Source organism: Pseudescherichia sp., assembly GCF_032052675.1.
Classification (GTDB): Bacteria; Pseudomonadota; Gammaproteobacteria; order Enterobacterales; family Enterobacteriaceae; genus Pseudescherichia.
The window spans coordinates 298,384-317,766 of the sequence record NZ_DAMBWA010000002.1; the positions used below are offsets into that span (position 1 = coordinate 298,384).

Here is a 19,383-nt window from a genome sequence, read left to right on the forward strand (position 1 = left end):
AAATGATAACAACCCTACAACCGTGGAGCATCCTGTTATGAACAACGACCTCGAAAAAAGGGTTATGCGCAAGGTGACCCTGCGCATTATTCCCTTCATTATGCTGCTGTATTTCATCGCGTTTCTCGACCGGGTCAATATTGGTTTTGCTGCCCTGACGATGAACGAGGATCTGGGCTTTTCGCCGACGGTATTCGGCCTGGGCGCAGGCATATTTTTTCTGGGCTACTTCCTCTTCGAAGTGCCGTCAAACTTAATCCTGCATAAGGTCGGCGCCCGCATCTGGATCGCCCGGGTGATGATCACCTGGGGACTGGTCTCCGCCTGTATGGCTTTCGTGCAGGGCACGACCAGTTTCTACATTCTGCGTTTTCTGCTCGGCGTAGCGGAAGCCGGCTTCTTCCCGGGCATCATTCTTTACCTTAGCTACTGGTTCCCGGCGACAAAACGCGCCCAGGTTACCGCCATTTTTATGGCCGCAGCCCCCCTTTCCACCGCCCTGGGATCGCCCATCTCCGCCATGTTACTGGAGATGAACGGCCTGCTGGGTTATGCCGGCTGGCAATGGATGTTCATGCTGGAAGCGATCCCGGCAGTGCTGTTTGGCATCGTCGTCCTGTTTTACCTCACTGACCGTCCCGCCAAAGCGAAATGGCTGACGGAGGAGGAGCGGATCTGGCTGCAAAATACGATGCAGGCCGAAGAGCAGGCCCGGACAGTGGGGCAGAGCCACAGCAGCGCCTGGCGTGGACTGGCGGATAAACGGGTTCTGGCGCTGGCGCTGGTCTACTTTGGTACCTCAGCCGGTCTCTACACCTTGGGTATCTGGGCGCCGCAAATTATTCACAGCTTTGGTGCTTCATCCCTGGAGATTGGCTTCCTTAATGCCTGCCCGGCCGTGGTTGGCGTTCTCGGTATGATCCTTTGGGCCCGCCATTCAGATCGGACAAACGAGCGCAGCTGGCACGTTATTGCCGCCTGCCTGCTGGCCGCAGCCGGACTGCTCTATGCCGGTAGCGTCAGCACTCTGTTTACCGTGATTATCGCTTTGATGCTGGTCACCGTGGGCATCAGCGCCTCGAAACCACCGCTCTGGAGCATGCCGACGCTGTTCCTGAGCGGCCCAGCCGCCGCGGCCGGCATCGCCACCATCAACTCTATTGGTAACCTCGGGGGATTTGTCGGACCGATGATGATCGGCGTCATCCGTCAGCAAACCGGCAGCTATACCGGAGGACTCTATTTTGTTGCCGGCCTGTTGGTCCTGTCAGCGCTGATTGTCCTGATTCTGTCAGGGAAAGCGAAAAAGCCCCAGGCCACAGAACTTCCTCACCCGCATATTCATACTCATTAATCGATACGGAGAACAACCATGCGTAACTACTCTATCGCCGCTATTCCTGCCGACGGCATCGGCCCTGAAGTGATCTCTGCTGGCATCGAGGTGCTTCACGCCCTGTCCCGTCAGGATCCAGAGCTGAAATTTACTATCGAAACCTTCGACTGGGGTTCCGATTACTACAAGCGACACGGCGTCATGATGCCGGAAACGGGTTTGCAAACGCTCAAAAAATTCGATGCTATCTATTTTGGTGCGGTCGGCGCGCCGGATGTACCCGATCACATCACGCTGTGGGGTCTGCGACTGCCGATTTGCCAGGGGTTTGACCAGTACGCGAACGTGCGTCCAACTAAAATCCTGCCGGGTGTGACGTCGCCGCTGCGTAACCGCGGGCCTGGCGATCTCGATTGGGTTATCGTCCGTGAAAACTCAGAGGGCGAATACTCCGGCAACGGCGGCCGTGCGCACAGAGGCCTGCCTGAAGAGGTCGGGACCGAAGTGGCGATCTTTACTCGCGTCGGCGTGACGCGCATCATGCGTTATGCCTTCAAGCTGGCCCAGTCCCGTCCGCGTAAATTGCTGACTGTAGTCACCAAATCCAATGCCCAGCGTCACGGCATGGTGATGTGGGATGAAATTGCGGCCGAAGTGGCGCAGGAGTTTCCGGATGTGCAGTGGGACAAAATGCTGGTTGATGCAATGACGCACCGTATGACGCTGCATCCGCAGAGTCTGGATACCATTGTCGCCACCAACCTGCATGCCGATATTTTATCGGATCTGGCTGGCGCGCTGGCAGGCAGCCTCGGCGTGGCACCAACGGCAAATATTGACCCCGAGCGGCGTTTTCCTTCCATGTTTGAACCTATCCACGGCTCAGCCTTTGATATCACCGGCAAGGGCATCGCAAACCCAATTGCCACCTTCTGGACCGCCGTGCAGATGCTGGAACACCTGGGTGAGCGGGACGCTGCTGCGCTGATCATGCAGGGGATTGAGCATGTCTGCACTAAAGGCATTTTGACACCTGACGTGGGTGGCACGGCAAAAACCACTGATGTTACCCGCGCGGTGGTGCAGTTTATCGAATCCCGGGTTACCGTTGCTGAGAGTGCGTAAAAATGAACAATGATCGGGCTGCAGAGATTTTGCACGATGTATTTAAGCATGCTGTTGACAGCGCCCGCCCCGGGCCTGTCATCCCACTCGCCCTGCCGCAGAAGCCTAAAGGCCGCTGCGTGGTGGTGGGGGCAGGTAAAGCTTCTGCCGCTATGGCAGCGGCTGTGGATGCAGCCTGGCCAGATGTGGAGGTCAGTGGCGTCGTGGTTACGCGTTATGGCCATGCCGTGCCCGCAGGACGTATCCGGATCCTTGAAGCGTCCCATCCAGTCTCGGATGCCATGAGTGAAACAGCAGCGATGCTGATTGTGGAGTCCCTGCGCGGGCTAACAGAGGACGATCTGGTACTGGCCCTGATGTCCGGCGGCGGTTCAGCACTGATGGCGCTGCCCGCACCTGGCCTTACGCTTGCGGATAAGCAGGCCATTACGCGAGCCCTGTTGCACAGCGGTGCCAATATCAGGGAGATGAACCTGGTACGGCGGCATCTGTCAGCAGTAAAAGGGGGTAAGCTGGCCGCGATGGCGCAGCCGGCGCGCGTGGTCTCTCTGATAATCAGCGATGTCCCGGGCGATAATCCATCGGACGTCGCGTCCGGCCCGACGGTGGCTGACAGTACGACACCGGGTGATGCCCTGAAGGTGCTTGAACGCTATGGTATTGCGATATCCGAGGCGGTACGTGATGTGCTGAGCAAGCCACTCCCACAGCCAGCCGGAACGCCAAACGGCGAGATTAGCCTGATCGCTACCCCCGCAATGGCGCTAAGGGCAGCTGCCGAGGCGGCACGTCGCCACGGTATCACGCCGCTGATCCTTGGCGACGCCATAGAGGGGGAGAGTCGCGAGGCGGCAGTCGTGATGGCGGGTATCGCCAAATCGGTGAAGCAGCATAGCCAACCGCTGGGCGCGCCTGCCCTGCTGCTTTCTGGTGGGGAGACCACGGTTACGGTGCGTAACGGCCGCGCCGGTAAAGGCGGGCGGAACACGGAATTTCTGCTTAGCCTCGCCTGTGCGCTACAGGGCGAGCGCGGGATCTGGGCGGTAGCAGGCGACAGCGATGGTATAGACGGTACGGAAGATGCCGCAGGCGCTCTGATCTACCCTGATACGCTGACCCGCGGCAGATTGCAGGGCCTTAATGCTGCGAGTTATCTGGATGAACATGACAGCTACAGCTATTTTCATGCCCTCGATGATTTACTGCTAACCGGCCCGACGTTAACCAACGTCAATGATATCCGCGCAATATTGATAGTTTAAATCTTGTGCTCTCCCGGTAGCCTGGGAGAGCATCATCCAAATTTCACAGCTTTTAGGGCAATCAAACCCAGGAAGCCTATGCGACTGTCTTGCGACGTCGCTCGATGAGTGCTACCGCAATTGATTCAACTTCTTTAAAGTCTTTGGACACGCTGGTTCGTAGTGCAAGGTTCCATTTGCTTAATACACGAGCGTTATTCACCAGCTCGCTGTCCTCTTGTAATCGACCATTTTTTAACAACCATTGCGCAACATCCGCCCAATCCCATAATGGAGACTGGCCTTTGATACGCTGGATAGGGCAAGGGAAATCGCCGCTGCCGCGAGTACCATCTTTTAGCATCGCAATTGCCTGGCGCGACATGTCTGTCATTTCAGCAATATCACTTAAGCCCACCAGGGCAGAGTCGACAGATTCAACAATAGCGCCGATTCCGGCTGATTCGATATTTTCGACCGCTGATGAAACAGCTTCATCCAGGGAGTCAGCTTCACGATCGAACTCAATGTAAACAGAGTTGCCATATGCACAAATCAGCGCATCGTCACAACCGCTTCCGTACAGCGCGTCTTCCAGTCCGTCAGTGTCATACGTGACGCCTGAGAGGGTCAGAGTGAAGTTATAAAGCGCCATAATACCTCTTCGTTTAATAGTCAGAGTATGGTGTATTCTTAATTCAGTCAGGAACGGTTGCAGCCGTTCCTGACCGGACACAAATCATTCGCAGCGGTTAACTGTGCGAACGATCTGTTTGGCATGGTTTTCCGCATCTTTCGGCGTTGACCATAAGCTCACTTGGTGATCTCGGTGTTCACCTTCAGGGTTGCCGCAGCGTAATCTACAAAAACAGTGTGCAGAATTGCCTGGTCGAACCCAGACCCAGCCTTGTTTTAGAGCATATTCAATGGCTGCTTGAATGTGCTTATTAGGATGGCTTTTCAGATACAACTAAACTCCAGCTAACTGTAAGTTTGGTGTTGACACTTGTCAACACAAGATTCAATTTACCTGTCCGTGTCTACACCCCGTCGTCGAACGCTGTCTACGGCCAGCTTTTAACGGCACATAGGATATCAGAAGCATCTGGGTGTTCACCGTTTTACCCGCCCAATAACCTTGATTTTTTTGCGGCCAAATATCACATTCTGTCATTGGCCTACGGGCTAGCAGGTTTATTCAATTTCGAACCGCAACTCCGGGGCTTCTTCCCTGAACGCCGTCGCCCCCTGCGCATCAGGCAGCGCGGCCAACGCTCCTTTCGCCGTGGTGGCCAGCGCGCCACAGGCGCTGGCCTGGGTCATCGCCTGTTTGAGCTGGGCCAGATCGTCTAACGTATTGCCTTGCGCCACACTTGCCAGTAGCCCCGCGATAAACGCATCGCCCGCACCTGTGGTGTCCAAACTTTCTACCTGGAACGCGCTTACCTGAACCAGCCGATCCTGCCAGAGCACAATCGCCCCGTTGGACCCGCATGTCACTACCTTCAGTCGTGACGGATAGCCACGTAAGATCTCCAGCGCTTTTTCATGTTGCGTAGTGCCAGCCAACCAGTACAGCTCCTCCTGCGAAAGCTTGAGAATATCGGCCTGCAGGGCAAAATGACGCACGGTGTCTAACATCTCCTGCGCATCGGGCCACATCTGCGCGCGCAGATTAATATCAAAACTTAACAGGCCATCACGCTGCTTGATGTAGCTGATAGCCCTGACCAGCGTTTCACGACATCGCGTAGCCACCAGCGCCAGCGAACAAAAATGCAGAATATCGTTACCAAACGCCGGAAGATTTTCTGCCGTCAAAAATTGGTCAGCAGAGGGATCGACCAGAAAGGTAAAGCTGCGATCGCCTTCATCACCGAGCGAAACCAGCACCGTGCTGGTACGGTGCTGTGGATCAAGCTGTACATGCTGCGCGTCAACGCCCTGCTCTACCAGCGTATTCCTTAGAAAATGGCCAAAGGGATCGTCGCCCACCCTGCCGATAAATCCGCTGTCACATCCCAGACGTGCAGCCCCGACGGCAACGTTAACTGGCGCGCCGCCTGCACAGGCGGTGTACGACATCTCTCCCTGCGGCAGCAGATCAATGACCGCATCACCTAATGCCCAGACCTTCATAAATTCTCCTTAGCAATATTTTTATCAGAACAGATATTTAAAGCGAACCCGTGCACCGTAGCGTTGGTCGTCGCTGCCGGTTTGCGCTGCTGATGATTCGAGCCAGGAAGCGTAAGCCCCGAGATAGATGTTGAAATTGGGCATATCCATAATGTTCGGCAATTGCCAGGATGTATGGATTGTGTGAATGTCGTAGCGGCCCGGCGCAAGGATGGCGCAGTCGCTATCGCAATCCGCGCTGACGCCTGCCATATTGAAGCGATCTATTTTATTGTGAGCAAAGATGTAGCCCAGCTCGACGCGGTGCCATAACGCATTGATCCCGGCGCTGAAGTCTTTCTCGTCTGTCGCATCAAGATACGCGGTGCTCAGGTTAACCACCGCGCCGTTTTCCGCATCAGCCTTAAGCGTGTTCCAGCTCATCGTCATGCCATAGCCGGTGCGGGCGGACTGATCCTGGAAACGTCCATCCTGCTGATAGCCGTAGGCGTTATTCACCAGATTGCTCTCCAGCGCAGCGGCCACCGTCCACGGGCCGGACTGCCAGGCGGCAACCGGACGCACATACACCACGTTTTTACGGTTATCCAGCGCGTTGCCGTGGTAGTTCTGATCGACGAACAGAGAACTGCCATCCTCAACCAGCGTATTAACCTCGAAATACCAGTTATCCAGGGTTTTGCTGAACAGGAAATTGCCGCCGCTGTTGCTGCGCCCGCGCCCCTCTTTCATCATGTAGATATAGCCGTAACCGTCGCTATAGAGATCGTTAGCGGTATTACCGGAGTATTGAATAAAAGTATCCTGATTCAGCGGGAACATATCCCAGGCTTCGAAGCGGCCAATTTTAATTTTCCAGTCATCCTGCTGACCGAAGAAAAAAGCCGCATCGTCAAGATTCATTTTACCGTTCATATCCGCCAGCGGCTGTACGCTGAAACCGGCATATTTGCCGTTATCCCCCTTTCGCATACCATCAAAACCGAGAAGAATACGCCCGTTAATATCCCAGCGCTCCTTTTCACCTGGCGTCCAATTTTTATTGGCGCTGGTTTTAAGCGATGTCAGTCCGCCGGTGCGGCTGGCGCCGTCCATATTAAACTCAACGTCGCCATAGAATTTCAAATCACCGGTATCGTTTATCTGGAGCGTTGGTTTCGCCGGTGCGGCGCTGGCAACCGTCTGGGGAGCCTCCTGCTGCTTTAATGCACGGATCTCCGCTTCCGCGCTGGCGGCGCGTGCCTCGGTGGCCTTCAGCCGCTTTTCCATTTGCGCTAGCCGCGCTTCAAGAGAAAGGCTATCCTGCGCACAGACCACGCCGCTGAATACAGACGTCACCATACAACCGACCCAGATTATTTTCATTGAGGATCCTTTTTTATTATTACGTAACCAGTCATTTATTAAGTAGGGGTATATTTGGCAATAAGGGCAGCAATAACCCGCCCATCGCCAGGGACGGGTTATTAACTATGCATATTTTATTTATTCAAGCTGCCAGGCTCCGCCATCGGACAGCGATGCACTGCCGCTCCTGGCGAATAAACGTAAATCCCGGTGTCCGGCATCGGGATAGATACGGCTGCTAAGGCAAGCCTCGCCATCGTTAACAAAGACTTCAACAGATGAGCTGTCGATAAATACGCGGAGCTGGAGATCGCGGTCGAGGCGTAACGGCACGCTGCGCGTCCCGCATAAACCGTGCTGCGGATAGTGACGTTCAAGCACCAGGCGCTGCATCTGGGCATCAACATACACCCGTAGGCCATCCCCGAGACTCAGCCCATACTGTTCGGCGGTGCTATCCGCGCCTTTCCAGTTCAGCACCACCTCCATCGCCTCGGCGTTTTCTGCCACGCCAATCTGTTGATTGTTCAGCGTGCTAACCGGCCAGGGGTACCAGCCCTGACGCAGGCTTTCCACCTCTTTAGCCGGACGCATCTGCACATGACTGTCGGGGCTGAGGCTCAGCTCACGCGGAAGTGACAGCATCCCGGCCCAGCCGTCCTGCTGCTCCGGCAGCGGCGACTCCCACATATCCAGCCAGCCAATCACAATGCGTCGCCCATCCGGCGTCAGGAAGCTCTGCGGCGCATAAAAGTCATGTCCATGATCCATTTCGACAAACTCACCAGCGCGGACAAATGGCTGCCCGGGCTGCCAGTCACCAAGCAGATAGCCGCTCTGAAAGAGATTGCGATTTTTGAAACCGTGCGCGGCCATGCCTTGCGGAGAGAACATCAGCACGCGCTTGTCGCCGAGCGTGAAGAAGTCCGGGCACTCCCACATAAAGCCCATTCCGGCCTCGGCTTCATCAAGCACCCCCTCCTCCTGCCACTGGCGCAGATCCGCTGAACGATACAGCCGCACCTGACCGGTCTCGCCCGCGCGGGCACCGACGATCATGTACCAGCTCTCTCCTTCACGCCAAACCTTCGGATCGCGGAAGTGGTGCACCCCCGGTGGCGTATCGACCACAATACCCTGCCGTTCAAAGTGGATGCCGTCACGGCTGGTAGCCAGGCACTGCACCTGATAGAGATTGTCTTCGTTACCTGCATCACCGTGAAATTTATGTCCGGTATAGATCAGCGCCAGCGTGTCGCCGTCCACAACCGCCGAGCCGGAAAAGCAGCCGTCTTTGTCCTCGGGACCTTCCGGGGCAATCGCCACTGGCAAATGTTCCCAGTGGACCAGATCCTGACTGCGCGCATGCCCCCAGTGCATCGGCCCCCACTGGGTGGAGTAGGGATGATGCTGATAAAAGGCGTGATACCAGCCGTCGAACCACACCAGCCCGTTGGGATCGTTTATCCAGCCCGCTCTGGCGGCCAGATGATAGCGCGGATACCAGCGCAGGTTGAGCGCCTCGCGCTTTACCTTAAGTTCCTGTTCAGCGTCAGCAATTGAGTAGGTCATCGTCTTCACTCTTGTCAGTCAGATAGCGGAAAGTTGTGGTACCTGCGGATCCGCCGAAGCGTTGCCGGATCGCAGTAAAAACATGGAGATAAAAGTAATGCCGAACACCAGCAGTCCCATAAAGAGATAGGATTCGGCGAAGCCATATTTTTCGTAGCTGTAGCCTGCCAGCGGCGACAGCACCGAGGCGATAACCGAGCTGGTGCAGGCGAAGCCCACCAGATAGAGCGTCGATGAGAGGCGCTTATCGAAATTCAGGCTGTTGTATTTGAAGATCGCCACCAGCAGTACCGGCAGCTCGACGGCGTGCAGCAGTTTGGTAATGGAGATCAGCAGCGGTCCCTCCACCAGTCCGGAGGCGATCATGCGCATCGCCATCACCATACCGGCGAATATCAGGCCATTTTTAGCCCCGACGCGATTCACCAGCCACGGGGCGCAGAACATCCCGGCGGCTTCGAGGAACACCTGAAACGAATTCAGATAGCCATACATCGCATTGCCTTCTTGCGGCGTGGCAAACTGTGACGAGAAATAGACCGGAAACTGCTGGTCGTAAACACCGTAAATGCAGGTGCCAACGACGAAGAATACCAGCGCCCAGAAGCGCGGCAGGGTAAGCAGACGCAGCGCGTCCTGGAGCGTCACTTTGCCCCCTGCCACCGCTTCCTGCATGGCATGGGGTGCAGAGGAGACCCGCAACCGTGCCAGCAGCAGCAGAAACACCACCCCAGAGCAGCTGGCAACCGCAAAGTTCAGCTTCGGATCGATGTTAAACAGCAGTCCGGCGAAAAATGTCGCCACCGCCCAGCCCAGCGAGCCCCACATCCGTGCTTTGCCGAACTCAAACTGGCTCTGACGCGCCACGCGCTCGGTATAGGACTCCAGCACGCCGATCCCGCCGTTAAAGGTCAGGCCGATAAAGATGCCGCCAAACACGCTGCCAAGCAGGATGTTGATCTTCAGCAAATGCCCGAACAGCAGGTACGCCGGGCCGGAGAGGATCAGCATCGTCGTGAGATACCACAGGAGATGCTTACGCAGGCCAAGCTTGTCCTGAATAAAGCCGTAACAGATTTGTGCGCAGAGTGCCGAGACTGACAGCACCGCAAAAATAATCCCTGTATCCCCTGCTTTCAGTCCGACCTCCTGATGTAGCCAGATAGAAAGCAGCGAGCCTGAGGAGGACCAGGTGACGAAAAAGAAGAACAGCAAGGCACTGAGTAATGGATAACTGTGAGAATGATGGGCTTTCATCATGGCGATCTCATGTTGGAGTAATGCTTTGATGGTAACGTTAACAAAAGTCATCGCTCACGCCATTTTGCTGAGATTCATGATGTTAATCACAAAAGTTAACGTTAACATAACAAAGATGAGATCGCGATCAACATTTCTCCTTTATCGTCTGCAACACGCAGAGAAAAGAGTAGCGTATGATCCTTTTACATCAGCAACTTAGTTATACTGCCTTAGGCAACACGGCAATGATGGAGTAAGACACATGGCGTCCCTGAAAGATGTGGCAAAACTGGCAAACGTATCGCTGATGACCGTATCACGGGCGCTGAACAGCCCGGAGCGGCTAAAACCTGACACGCTGGCCCGCGTGCAGCAGGCCATTGAACAAACTAACTACGTGCCGGATCTGTCAGCCAAAAAGATCCGCGGCGCTCATGCCTCGCCAAGCACCATTGGCGTGCTGGCGCTGGATACCGTTACGACCCCCTTTTCGGTGGAGATCACACTCTCTATTGAAGAGACCGCTCGCGCTCACGGCTGGAATAGTTTTGTGGTTAATATGTTTTCTGACGACAGCCCGGAGACTATGGTCGATCTTCTACTCTCTCACCGTCCGGACGGCATTATTTTTACTACTATGGGCCTACGCCAGGTCCCGCTGCCCGCCAAGCTGCTGACCCTGCCCTGCGTATTGGCAAACTGTGAAAGCCTGCACCAGCCGGTGGCGAGCTACATCCCGGATGACGAACAGGGTCAGTACAGCGCGGTCAAGGCGCTGCTGGCCGCGGGCTATTCCCGACCACTCTGCCTGCACCTTCCCGCCAGTCATCTGGCAACCATACGCCGCCGTCATGGGCTGGAGCGTGCCTGCCGGGAAGCCAATATCGATCCCGATGCGCTCGACCATGTTTATATGAAATTTGGCGATGAACACTATCGCGATATGCCCGCCCATCTGCTGGAGTATATCCGTCACGGCAAGCCGCTGTTTGACTCCGTGATCTGCGGTAACGATCGTATTGCGTTTATGGTGTACCAGACGCTGCTGGCTCAAGGACTGCGTATTCCACAGGACGTCGCGGTGCTGGGCTACGACAATATGGTGGGCATTGGCGATCTGTTCTTTCCGCCGCTGTCGACGGTACAGCTGCCGCACTATGATATTGGCCGTCTGAGTGCCCTGCATATCATTAATCAGAAAACGCACAGCGATACCATTCGCGTCGAAAGTCCACTGCTGCTGCGCGAATCGCTGTAGCTGTACGCCCCCGGTGGAAAAATCCGGGAGCGCACTCCAGGCTGCTTACTCTTTCGCTATCGGCGTAGCGTTCTCGTCAATTTTTGTTTCGCCCTGAATAGCGGCGATTTTCTTCTCCACGTCCGCTACCTGTTTGCTGCTGTGCAGTAAGGTATAGGTCAAATCAAACTGCGTGCTCGCCCCCGGCTGCAGCTGCTTGACGCGTTTCTGTTCTCTCTCAATAGTGACCGGATAGGCATAGTTAGTTCCTGGCTCAATCCCGGTCACGTAGCCCTGTTTAACGGTATCGGTGTTTTTCCATAACGTCAGCACCGGCAGCTGGCGGGTGTCGAACTGGATAGACGCGCCCTTGTCGCCCGCTTTGTTTACCACTGCCGCCAGGGTCTGGTGATCCTCACCGGAGAGCGGCTGGATGTTGAATACCATCTCATCAAAGCCTTGGGTCGGGCCAGCAAAGGTCTGCCATGTTTTCAATCCCTCTTTGGCATAGTCGTTAAAGGGACTGATGCTGGACATCGGGGCGAGGAAGCGCGCGCCCTCTTCGAGGATCGGCATGCCAAAGTTGCTGTGGTAGATGATTTGATAATCATGCGGATAGTCTGCGTGGTTTGTCAGCACATCATGCAGGCTAACGCTGTTGCTGCCTGGCACATAGCGCAGCTCGGTCATGGTCTGCAGATCGGCCTTTTTGAAGGTGCTCTCTTTGACCAGACCGCGAATGCGGATCTCATGCGGCGCGGCGTCAGCCACCTCGACCTCAACCAGCGAGGCTGGCGTATTCCCTGCTTTCCCGTGCAGGGTATAAATTTGCCCGTCAGCGGTGACCGGATGCCCGGTCCACTCGTAGCCGCAGCGAACCATCATTTCATTGAAACCTTCCAGCCAGCCTAGTCCGTTGCGGCTTTCCAGATTGATAAAGGCGGGATTGACAACCTCTTTTACCGGCGAATCCCAACCCATTTTTGCACCAAAGCCTTCGATGCGCAGCAGGTTCATGCCGCGCGTGGGGCTCAGGGTGATAGTTAATCCATCCTTGCTGGTAATCACGAGGATTTTACTGCCCTCCTGCTTACCGCCGTGCAGCACCGTTTGCGCGATGCTGAACGGCTTGTCTTTAATGTTCAGCTCATCGCTGGAAATTTTCCAATTTCCTTTATCCATGCCTTGTTCAGCGCTGGTCAGCACCCAGGTTTTAGCCGCTGCCTGTCCAGAAACCAGGAGTGCAAGTACCGTTAAAGCCAGATTAATTTTCATTGTTCTTCCTTTTTGCTGAATCGATTATTAGCTATCGCCGAAAAATCTACTGATTCGCAGGTTAAAGAAATGTGACGAAGTTCACCTGGCGGGAAAAGAGGCATTTTAAGCAGAAGTATTGTGGTTTAGATCTCACATGAGGTGAAAATTTCCTGAACCGTTGCGTAAATAATGTTGGTTATAACAATTTTAGATTTATCGTTTCAGCTAAAAAAGTTAACCCCGGACAGCCTGACCGGGGCAGAGAAATTAATCAGTCAGCTCTGAATCTTTAATATCGGCAATGGGCCCAAGAATGGCGCTATCAAATTCACGGATCGCTTGGTTAACAGCCACACGTTCAGGCCAGTCATGATTTGCCAGGGCGCCACGGCCAAGGGCGATAAAATCGGCCCCCATCTCCATAACCTGTTGTGCCCGAGAGGGATCATGCAGGCTACCATTGGCCATAATAGTAAGCTGGGGTGCGTATTTACGTGCCAGTTCAACCAGCGAAAGTGGGTTGTCAGGGAAGGCCGGCTGCCAGGCTTCAAACTCGGTTAGGTGCAGATAATCGATACCGGATTCGGCAAGGAGCATAAATACCACCTGGGCATCCTCTTCACCGTTTGCCCATTTATGGAAAAAGTCATTTACTTTCCCCTGAGAGATACGAATACCCACCGGAATAGCCGGGCCTACACGTTGTTTAACGGACTTAATGACTTCAAGGCTCAACTGCAGACGGCCAGCAATATCACCCCCCCAGCGGTCGGTTCGCAGATTGGTATAATCCGTGAAGAACTGATCGAGCAGGTAGCCATTTGCACCGTGGATCTCCACGCCGTCAAAGCCTGCGTCAAAAACAGCATACGACGCGGCATCGCCAAAGCTGCTGATGATGTCCTGAATTTCATCTTCACTCAGTTCTCGTGGAACAGGATAGTCACCCTCACCGCGATAAAATGTCATCTGCTTACCGACGGGACGAACGGCACTGGGTGCAACGGTTCCGGCTAAGAAATGGTTGCCTTGTGAAAGCGCGCCTGAATGCTGGATTTGGGCAAAAATACGCCCCTTATGTTGATGTACAGCATCCGTAATCCTACGCCATCCGGCAACCTGCTCCGCACTGGTTAACCCCGCCTGAAAAGCATAGGTTTGTGACCATGCGCGATCGATATAGATGCCTTCTGAGATCACCAGCCCGAAACCACCTCGCGCAAAATCCGCGTAGTATGCCTTCATACGATCGCTGGCTATCCCCTCTTCCGAAGCCGTAACGCGGGTCATTGGCGCGACAACCAGACGGTTTTTTAAGGCAACCTTCCCGATATGACCGGGAGCCAAAAGAGGCAATGTTTTCATCTGTTTTCCTGCTCAGTTTTACTCGTAAACACAATATAATCATTGTCGTTTAACGCATAAACAGACCATAATGATAAGGCTGTATAACGAATTTTGTTATAATCGCGTAGGTGCTTTTCCCGCAGAAAACGACTTATGCGATAATTGGACGCCGGAGCCATTATGAATCTGCAAGAGGTATCACTCTTTCTTGTCATAACCGAAACACGCAGCCTGACTCAGGCGGCAAAAAGGCAGAATATTTCAGCGATGGCGGTTTCAAGGCGCCTGGCATCGCTCGAGCGTGAGCTTGGCGTGCGTCTTGTGCAAAGAACGACGCGATCGGTATCGTTGACACAGGAGGGCCTGGAGTTTCTACCCTATGCCCGGGCGCTGGTTGATGCAGAGACCGGGGCCAGAGCGCTGTTCTCTCCTTCAACACAGGACGCTGCAGGTTTACTGAGAATTACAGCCCCCTCCGGGTTCGGGCGCCGTAATATCTTGCCTCTAATACCTGAGCTACTGGCAGATAATCCCAGGCTCAGTATCGACCTGCAGTTAAGCGAAGATGTGGTTGATATCGTCGGGAGGGGAATCGATGTGGCCATCCGTATCGCACCGTTAAAAGACTCCACGCTTATTGCCCGTAAAATTACCGATAACCCACGTGTAATCTGTGCTTCTCCTGCCTATCTAAATGCTCAGGGAACACCGCGGTCTGTTGCAGATTTAATTCAGCATAATTGCCTGAGGCTCAGTAGCGTACCGCAATGGATTTTCGAACGAGAGGGTGAAATTCTTCGGGTTAGCGTTGAGGGGCGTTTCAGCTCAGATAACGTCGAAGGCGTACGAGAGCTGTGTGTTCAGGGGCTAGGGATTGCCCAGCTTACCCGCTGGGATGTCACGAAAGAGATCCAGCAAGGCGACCTGATTGAGCTCGTATTAGCAGATGTCGAACCGCAGGCTTTATCCGTCTGGGCGCTGCTCCCATCAACGCGTTACCTTCCCCTTCGGGTCAGCACTTTTATCGATAAATTAAAGTCCTCGCTGACCTCAGGAATTAATGCTGCAGGCGAATAGTACCGAGATAATTCCTCTACTATATTATTGAGGTCAGTGACTGTAACGCCACTCGCGTAAGCGGTATTATCTTTCTCCATAAAAAAGCCATCAAATATAGGTACTTAATCCCTTACCTACGCCTCCAAAATGCCACTGTCGCCGCAATCATAATCCACCTACAGACTAAGATGATGCGCAGAGGTAAAAGTGTAAAACACATCAATTCTCTGTGATTATTATATTTCCACCATAAATTGTTTTATATCAAAAAAAAACCGATACATTTTGTAAATTACTATAAAGTAAGGAAATTTTCTTAAAGAAATTTAAGGTATAACAAAAAACATTGACACCCTAACTCAAACTGCTACATTTTTAGTCACATGAAGTGACTATTGTTTTTTGCAGTTGTAAGCGTTTTTATTATTGCAATTCAGTGTTGTCAAAAGGAGAATACATGGAATGGAAAATCATCGACTCGCTGGCTAGCCCTACTACCGGGACGTTCTTTGCCGCTACTTCCTCACCACGCAACGTGAAATTAATAATATGGTACAGGAGTGATTTCTTCCTACGTTCGGGACATCGCATCTCAACAAATAATATCGGTCTAGTGGTCAATGGACGACTTTATAATATTGATATTATTCATGCCTTTCCTTTTAGCGCTGAATTATGGGCTAACTTTATTAAAACAACAAACTGCCCGGGAAACTCACCCAACTTCAATGGTCCATGTTTAAATACAGCGATATGCCAGTTCAAACAGTGCCCGTATGGCATAAAGAAAGGATCTCTCATGAGAATAAAAAATTCATTTTAATCTCCAGAACGTCGGGTTAATCAACCCACCCCAGTGTGGGTTGATTAATCTATGTTTCATATATTAATGGCTCGACGGATAGATACCAAAGTCACCATCTGTCGCGTAGCCGATACGGAACGTTAATGTACTGCCTGCATCGACATCGGCAGATTGTGCGCTCATTCCTCCCACGCAGAAATCCTTCGGCAAGGTGCTAATGACATATTCCCCCGGCGATGGATAGACAATCACTTCCTGTGACGTATCTAAATCTGCTATGGGTTTACCATTAATGTACACGCGGCTTAAGCACGTATTTCCAGTAAAGCTTCCATCGCGCTTAATGACAACTGCGCCACTGTCCCTTTTTTTCACCAGAAGTTGTGGATCAAGGATCTGTTTCTGCGGCGCTATCTTCGCCTGTTGATTAGACTCAGATTTGGACGTACAGCCAATGAGTCCAACAGTCACTGCCACTATAAGCATGGTTTTCATCTGTTAGCAGCCTTATATTTACAAGAGATGACCTTATCGTGATGTGTGGTCACGTACGATAGCGACGTTTCCCCTTTATAGACAGGCAGGGTTTATTCCACACGATGCGTATTATTGAAGCTTCGCGACAGCGAGGCTCGGCACTGATGATAAAAAAGCCGCATCGAGGCGGCTATCATGCTTTTATGTTATCCCTGATGCCAACGATCGCCTGTTTGTTGAAACTAAAGTGCCTGACTTCAGGCTCTGCATTGCAGAAGGTCTTAGATCTGTTAAGTTTAAAGAGTCACCCTCTGAGCAACCCTTTTATGTGTAGGAGGTCATATGATTCATGCTAACAGCTTAACCGTCACCCATAAGAAGAACTCATCCCATAGCGGCCACATTGGCTATGTTTTTAAAAGCGAAAAAGGGAAATTTATTTATGGCGTCCTTGATGGCTATGGTGAACTCAACGTGGGCGATGTACTCAAGCATGATACAGGCGACGCCTGGACCACGCCCGACGGCTCAGAGCTAGATTTTGGTAAGGAACTGGTCGAAACGACCGAAGCGGAAGCCTTGAGACGGCTGGAGAAGGGTTGATGCCCAGTGCCTTTGAGCACTGCCCGTCGGTTATTCATGGATTCACAATCAAAGCCGGTTTTGCCGCTGCCATATAGATTGTCATTGGCAACGCTTTAACAGCCTCTTTCTGTTCAACGTAGTAGCTACCTACCCTTAATAAGAGTTTCCACAGCGGCAAACCAGAGCTAATCTGATAGCACCTATCTACAAGGAGGCGCTATGTCTGGATTAATAAACCCTAAAAGTTCCCCGGAAGAGTCCGCTTACGCACTTTTAATTGAGTTAGTCAGGGCGCAAAAGGTGCCGGTCTGTTCAGCTGACAATATTGACGAACTGCTATCGATTTACGATCGGGCAGTGCAGCATTTCAAACCTGAAGAGCACGCAGATACCAAACGGCAGCCGACATGAACACGTTTACTCTTATATCCATTCCTTTTTTTATCACTGCCACGATCTTTCTTTTTCTGGCGGCACGGTTAAAACAATCCGTCTGGCTTATTGCCGGTGGCGTCTTCATGTGCTCATCGGTGGTGAATGCGGTCATTGGCATGACCCTTTGAAGCGATCCAGCCTAAAACAGGGTTAGAATTTTCTGGTTTCCGCTGCAAAAATAGACAGCTCCAGTACACTTAAGGGCGTTATGCAACCCATGAGAGGAGACGTCTGATGGCCACAGCTAAAGCGTACGACCTTGATCAGGCATACGAGCTGCTAAATTCCGGTAAGCACCGGGAGGTCGAGCTGGATTTCGATATTGATACCGATGCTTTTTTCCAGATTGCCGATGAGTATGGCGATAAGGGTGCAGAGATAAAGCGGTCTAATAACCACTTCGTTATCAAGTTAGAACCTTTATCTATCCCCTCTTTGAACTAAGCATTCGCATCCTTAACAGCAGGCTCTGTCGGGCCTGCTCTCTTTACGCCGCTGGCAATCACGCGCAGCCTTCAGGCTTAAAAATCCGTGCCGTTGAGGCAGGGTTGTTGATTAGCTTCTCCGCCGCCCTGCGCGGTCTTTTCACCAGCTCGCCACCGCAGTTTGGGCAACGCATCGCCATATTTTCCGCACAGCTGGCACAAAACGTACACTCAAATGAGCAGATCAGCGCCTCTGTAGAGTCCGGAAGCAGATCGCTATTGCAACACTCGCAGTTTGGTCTTAGCTCAAGCATAGGGCGATCCTCAATCAGCAGGTTGAAAATGTAGTCCGGGTAAGACGGAGCCGCTAACCGGCATAACCTCTATTTATATACCAGGCAATGCTCTTGCGCATCCCCCTCTATACTTTCAGTAACGAAACAGGAGGCTTCTATGTGTGGACGATTTGCCCAGGCGCAGGCGCGGGAAGAGTATCTGACGCTCTTTGCTGATGACGCAGAGCGCGACATCCCTTTCGATCCCGAGCCCATCGGGCGTTACAACGTTGCGCCCGGAACGAAGGTGCTTTTGTTAAACGAACGTGACGACAGGCTGGCGCTGGATCCGGTCCACTGGGGCTATGCGCCGGGCTGGTGGGATAAGCCAGCGCTAATTAACGCCCGCGTCGAGACCGCCGCCAGCAGCAGGATGTTTAAGCCTCTGTGGCAACACGGCCGCGCCATCTGCTTTGCCGACGGCTGGTTTGAGTGGAAAAAAGAGGGAGACAAAAAGCAGCCTTACTTTATCCACCGTAGCGACGGCCAGCCGATCCTGATGGCGGCCATCGGCAGCGCGCCGTTTGAACGCGGTGACGAAAACGAAGGCTTTCTGATTGTTACGGCAGCAGCGGATAAGGGTCTGGTCGATATCCACGATCGACGGCCGCTGGTGCTGACGCCGGAGGCTGCCCGGGAGTGGATGCGACAGGACGTCAGCGGTAAGGAGGCAGAAGATATCGCCAAACGCGGCGCGGTTCCGGCGGAGATGTTCACCTGGCATCCGGTTACGCGCGCAGTAGGTAATATCAAAAACCAGGGGCCAGAAATGATCGAGCCTGTAGAGTAGTGTCTGTCGCTAAGATAACGCTTATCGCCGCTTGCCTGGCATCATGCGCAGCAGCGTATCGTCTTTCCAGAGATAGTGATGCGCTAATGCGGCGGCGGCGTGCAGGCCAATAACATAGTAGCCCAGCGTTGCCAAGGTGACGTGCCAGCTTTTCAGGGTATCAACCAGATCGAAGTTTGATTCGCTGGCGTGCGGCATCATGATGCCAAAGGCAAACCAGTTATTGCCACGGTTCCACATCATTAACAGGCCGATAATCGGCAGGGCGATAAACAGAATATAGATGACCAGATGACCGAGATGCGCCAGGCCAGTCATCATCGCTTTTGGTTTGGGCGTAATTAGCGGCGAGGGGTATTTCAGGCGCACCAGCAGACGCGCCACCATCAGCACCAGAATAGAGATGCCACAGGAGACGTGGACCATATTGATCAGCGGACGGGCGCTGCGGGGAAAATATCCGCGAAACTCCATCGCGCAGTAGGCTACCACCACCAGTAAAAATACCAGCCAGTGAAGGGTTATTTGTAACCCGGAATATTTGCTGCGCATCAGATTTTCCTTATCTAAAACAGTAAAAAAGCAAACATACCGGGCTTTGATTAAAACTTCATTAATTATTCTCAGGC

The 19,383-nt window shown here is 53.1% G+C and carries 22 protein-coding genes; 10 read left to right on the forward strand and 12 right to left on the reverse strand.

Annotated elements, in window-relative coordinates:
• Positions 1 to 37: 37 nt before the first annotated feature.
• From RTX96_RS03910 to RTX96_RS03920, 3 genes are read left to right on the forward strand one after another with little or no spacing between them, the layout of a single operon-like run.
• Positions 38 to 1,354: an MFS transporter gene (locus RTX96_RS03910; protein ID WP_312670201.1), complete on the forward strand. Its 1,317-nt coding sequence runs from the start codon at positions 38 to 40 to the stop codon at positions 1,352 to 1,354.
• An 18-nt stretch (positions 1,355 to 1,372) separates the two neighbouring features.
• A complete protein-coding gene (locus tag RTX96_RS03915) occupies positions 1,373 to 2,461 on the forward strand; it encodes a tartrate dehydrogenase (protein ID WP_312670202.1) in 1,089 nt (362 codons plus the stop codon).
• Positions 2,462 to 2,463: 2 nt separating this feature from the next.
• Complete coding sequence (locus tag RTX96_RS03920; RefSeq protein ID WP_312670203.1) at positions 2,464 to 3,723, forward strand: glycerate kinase; 1,260 nt, start codon at positions 2,464 to 2,466, stop codon at positions 3,721 to 3,723.
• A gap of 76 nt (positions 3,724 to 3,799) precedes the next feature.
• Here the strand turns inward: RTX96_RS03920 and RTX96_RS03925 are convergent, their stop codons facing one another.
• The 6 genes from RTX96_RS03925 to RTX96_RS03950 all read right to left on the reverse strand — a co-directional run bounded on the left by RTX96_RS03925 (position 3,800) and on the right by RTX96_RS03950 (position 10,020).
• Entirely contained in the window at positions 3,800 to 4,357 is a 558-nt protein-coding gene (locus RTX96_RS03925; protein WP_312267808.1) for a DNA-binding protein, read from the reverse strand.
• Between the two features lie 84 nt (positions 4,358 to 4,441).
• Positions 4,442 to 4,666, reverse strand: a complete 225-nt coding sequence (locus RTX96_RS03930; protein WP_312268063.1) for a hypothetical protein — start codon at positions 4,664 to 4,666, stop codon at positions 4,442 to 4,444.
• A 230-nt stretch (positions 4,667 to 4,896) separates the two neighbouring features.
• A complete protein-coding gene (locus RTX96_RS03935; RefSeq protein WP_312267807.1) occupies positions 4,897 to 5,841 on the reverse strand; it encodes an aminoimidazole riboside kinase in 945 nt (314 codons plus the stop codon).
• Between the two features lie 24 nt (positions 5,842 to 5,865).
• Positions 5,866 to 7,206: a carbohydrate porin gene (locus tag RTX96_RS03940; RefSeq protein ID WP_312267806.1), complete on the reverse strand. Its 1,341-nt coding sequence runs from the start codon at positions 7,204 to 7,206 to the stop codon at positions 5,866 to 5,868.
• A gap of 120 nt (positions 7,207 to 7,326) precedes the next feature.
• Positions 7,327 to 8,760, reverse strand: a complete 1,434-nt coding sequence (locus RTX96_RS03945; RefSeq protein ID WP_312670205.1) for a glycoside hydrolase family 32 protein — start codon at positions 8,758 to 8,760, stop codon at positions 7,327 to 7,329.
• An 18-nt stretch (positions 8,761 to 8,778) separates the two neighbouring features.
• Positions 8,779 to 10,020 (reverse strand): MFS transporter, encoded by a 1,242-nt coding sequence (locus RTX96_RS03950; RefSeq protein WP_103820162.1) that lies wholly within the window; start codon positions 10,018 to 10,020, stop codon positions 8,779 to 8,781.
• Positions 10,021 to 10,264: 244 nt separating this feature from the next.
• On the opposite strand from RTX96_RS03950, the gene RTX96_RS03955 reads away from it, so the two are divergent.
• Positions 10,265 to 11,260 (forward strand): LacI family DNA-binding transcriptional regulator, encoded by a 996-nt coding sequence (locus RTX96_RS03955; protein WP_312670206.1) that lies wholly within the window; start codon positions 10,265 to 10,267, stop codon positions 11,258 to 11,260.
• Positions 11,261 to 11,305: 45 nt separating this feature from the next.
• On the opposite strand, the gene RTX96_RS03960 is transcribed toward RTX96_RS03955, so the two are convergent.
• Together RTX96_RS03960 and RTX96_RS03965 are read right to left on the reverse strand one after the other, a co-directional pair.
• A complete protein-coding gene (locus tag RTX96_RS03960) occupies positions 11,306 to 12,514 on the reverse strand; it encodes an aldose 1-epimerase family protein (protein WP_312670207.1) in 1,209 nt (402 codons plus the stop codon).
• Between the two features lie 249 nt (positions 12,515 to 12,763).
• Positions 12,764 to 13,861 (reverse strand): NADH:flavin oxidoreductase, encoded by a 1,098-nt coding sequence (locus RTX96_RS03965; protein WP_103820159.1) that lies wholly within the window; start codon positions 13,859 to 13,861, stop codon positions 12,764 to 12,766.
• Positions 13,862 to 14,023: 162 nt separating this feature from the next.
• On the opposite strand from RTX96_RS03965, the gene RTX96_RS03970 reads away from it, so the two are divergent.
• Together RTX96_RS03970 and RTX96_RS03975 are read left to right on the forward strand one after the other, a co-directional pair.
• Positions 14,024 to 14,920, forward strand: coding sequence for a LysR family transcriptional regulator (locus tag RTX96_RS03970; RefSeq protein WP_312670208.1), 897 nt, complete (start codon positions 14,024 to 14,026; stop codon positions 14,918 to 14,920).
• Positions 14,921 to 15,359: 439 nt separating this feature from the next.
• The gene (locus RTX96_RS03975; RefSeq protein WP_312670209.1) at positions 15,360 to 15,725 is read left to right on the forward strand and encodes an anti-adapter protein iraM; all 366 of its coding nucleotides are present in this window, start codon (positions 15,360 to 15,362) and stop codon (positions 15,723 to 15,725) included.
• A gap of 63 nt (positions 15,726 to 15,788) precedes the next feature.
• Here RTX96_RS03975 and RTX96_RS03980 read toward each other — a convergent pair whose 3' ends face one another.
• The gene (locus tag RTX96_RS03980; protein WP_103820157.1) at positions 15,789 to 16,202 is read right to left on the reverse strand and encodes a hypothetical protein; all 414 of its coding nucleotides are present in this window, start codon (positions 16,200 to 16,202) and stop codon (positions 15,789 to 15,791) included.
• 324 nt (positions 16,203 to 16,526) lie between these two features.
• Here RTX96_RS03980 and RTX96_RS03985 point away from each other — a divergent pair, with 324 nt between their 5' ends.
• Positions 16,527 to 16,787 carry a hypothetical protein gene (locus RTX96_RS03985; protein WP_103820156.1) on the forward strand — a complete coding sequence of 87 codons (261 nt, stop codon included), beginning with the start codon at positions 16,527 to 16,529 and terminating at the stop codon, positions 16,785 to 16,787.
• A 201-nt stretch (positions 16,788 to 16,988) separates the two neighbouring features.
• Complete coding sequence (locus tag RTX96_RS03990; RefSeq protein WP_312670210.1) at positions 16,989 to 17,180, forward strand: ATP-NAD kinase; 192 nt, start codon at positions 16,989 to 16,991, stop codon at positions 17,178 to 17,180.
• Here RTX96_RS03990 and RTX96_RS03995 read toward each other — a convergent pair.
• Positions 17,137 to 17,316 carry a hypothetical protein gene (locus tag RTX96_RS03995; protein WP_312670359.1) on the reverse strand — a complete coding sequence of 60 codons (180 nt, stop codon included), beginning with the start codon at positions 17,314 to 17,316 and terminating at the stop codon, positions 17,137 to 17,139. The two genes, RTX96_RS03990 and RTX96_RS03995, sit on opposite strands and share 44 nt — an antisense overlap.
• A gap of 122 nt (positions 17,317 to 17,438) precedes the next feature.
• Between RTX96_RS03995 and RTX96_RS04000 the strand changes: the two genes are divergently transcribed.
• A complete protein-coding gene (locus RTX96_RS04000) occupies positions 17,439 to 17,648 on the forward strand; it encodes a hypothetical protein (RefSeq protein WP_103820154.1) in 210 nt (69 codons plus the stop codon).
• A 58-nt stretch (positions 17,649 to 17,706) separates the two neighbouring features.
• Here the strand turns inward: RTX96_RS04000 and RTX96_RS04005 are convergent, their stop codons facing one another.
• Complete coding sequence (locus RTX96_RS04005) at positions 17,707 to 17,943, reverse strand: DUF1272 domain-containing protein (protein WP_103820153.1); 237 nt, start codon at positions 17,941 to 17,943, stop codon at positions 17,707 to 17,709.
• A 139-nt stretch (positions 17,944 to 18,082) separates the two neighbouring features.
• Between RTX96_RS04005 and RTX96_RS04010 the strand changes: the two genes are divergently transcribed.
• The gene (locus RTX96_RS04010) at positions 18,083 to 18,754 is read left to right on the forward strand and encodes an SOS response-associated peptidase (protein ID WP_312670211.1); all 672 of its coding nucleotides are present in this window, start codon (positions 18,083 to 18,085) and stop codon (positions 18,752 to 18,754) included.
• Positions 18,755 to 18,775: 21 nt separating this feature from the next.
• Here RTX96_RS04010 and cybB read toward each other — a convergent pair whose 3' ends face one another.
• Positions 18,776 to 19,306, reverse strand: coding sequence for a cytochrome b561 (cybB, locus tag RTX96_RS04015; RefSeq protein WP_312267793.1), 531 nt, complete (start codon positions 19,304 to 19,306; stop codon positions 18,776 to 18,778).
• Positions 19,307 to 19,383: the final 77 nt, after the last annotated feature.

Coding starts and splice junctions, on each gene's coding strand:
- RTX96_RS03990 (WP_312670210.1), top strand. CDS start 16,989: ATGTCTGGATTAATAAACCCTAAAAGTTCCCCGGAAGAGTCCGCTTAC.
- RTX96_RS03925 (WP_312267808.1), bottom strand. CDS start 4,357: ATGGCGCTTTATAACTTCACTCTGACCCTCTCAGGCGTCACGTATGAC.
- RTX96_RS03970 (WP_312670208.1), top strand. CDS start 14,024: ATGAATCTGCAAGAGGTATCACTCTTTCTTGTCATAACCGAAACACGC.
- RTX96_RS03995 (WP_312670359.1), bottom strand. CDS start 17,316: ATGACCGCATTCACCACCGATGAGCACATGAAGACGCCACCGGCAATA.
- RTX96_RS03965 (WP_103820159.1), bottom strand. CDS start 13,861: ATGAAAACATTGCCTCTTTTGGCTCCCGGTCATATCGGGAAGGTTGCC.
- RTX96_RS03980 (WP_103820157.1), bottom strand. CDS start 16,202: ATGAAAACCATGCTTATAGTGGCAGTGACTGTTGGACTCATTGGCTGT.
- RTX96_RS03940 (WP_312267806.1), bottom strand. CDS start 7,206: ATGAAAATAATCTGGGTCGGTTGTATGGTGACGTCTGTATTCAGCGGC.
- RTX96_RS04005 (WP_103820153.1), bottom strand. CDS start 17,943: ATGCTTGAGCTAAGACCAAACTGCGAGTGTTGCAATAGCGATCTGCTT.
- RTX96_RS03920 (WP_312670203.1), top strand. CDS start 2,464: ATGAACAATGATCGGGCTGCAGAGATTTTGCACGATGTATTTAAGCAT.
- RTX96_RS03945 (WP_312670205.1), bottom strand. CDS start 8,760: ATGACCTACTCAATTGCTGACGCTGAACAGGAACTTAAGGTAAAGCGC.
- RTX96_RS03915 (WP_312670202.1), top strand. CDS start 1,373: ATGCGTAACTACTCTATCGCCGCTATTCCTGCCGACGGCATCGGCCCT.
- cybB (WP_312267793.1), bottom strand. CDS start 19,306: ATGCGCAGCAAATATTCCGGGTTACAAATAACCCTTCACTGGCTGGTA.
- RTX96_RS04010 (WP_312670211.1), top strand. CDS start 18,083: ATGTGTGGACGATTTGCCCAGGCGCAGGCGCGGGAAGAGTATCTGACG.
- RTX96_RS03960 (WP_312670207.1), bottom strand. CDS start 12,514: ATGAAAATTAATCTGGCTTTAACGGTACTTGCACTCCTGGTTTCTGGA.
- RTX96_RS03975 (WP_312670209.1), top strand. CDS start 15,360: ATGGAATGGAAAATCATCGACTCGCTGGCTAGCCCTACTACCGGGACG.
- RTX96_RS04000 (WP_103820154.1), top strand. CDS start 17,439: ATGGCCACAGCTAAAGCGTACGACCTTGATCAGGCATACGAGCTGCTA.
- RTX96_RS03950 (WP_103820162.1), bottom strand. CDS start 10,020: ATGATGAAAGCCCATCATTCTCACAGTTATCCATTACTCAGTGCCTTG.
- RTX96_RS03910 (WP_312670201.1), top strand. CDS start 38: ATGAACAACGACCTCGAAAAAAGGGTTATGCGCAAGGTGACCCTGCGC.
- RTX96_RS03985 (WP_103820156.1), top strand. CDS start 16,527: ATGATTCATGCTAACAGCTTAACCGTCACCCATAAGAAGAACTCATCC.
- RTX96_RS03955 (WP_312670206.1), top strand. CDS start 10,265: ATGGCGTCCCTGAAAGATGTGGCAAAACTGGCAAACGTATCGCTGATG.
- RTX96_RS03935 (WP_312267807.1), bottom strand. CDS start 5,841: ATGAAGGTCTGGGCATTAGGTGATGCGGTCATTGATCTGCTGCCGCAG.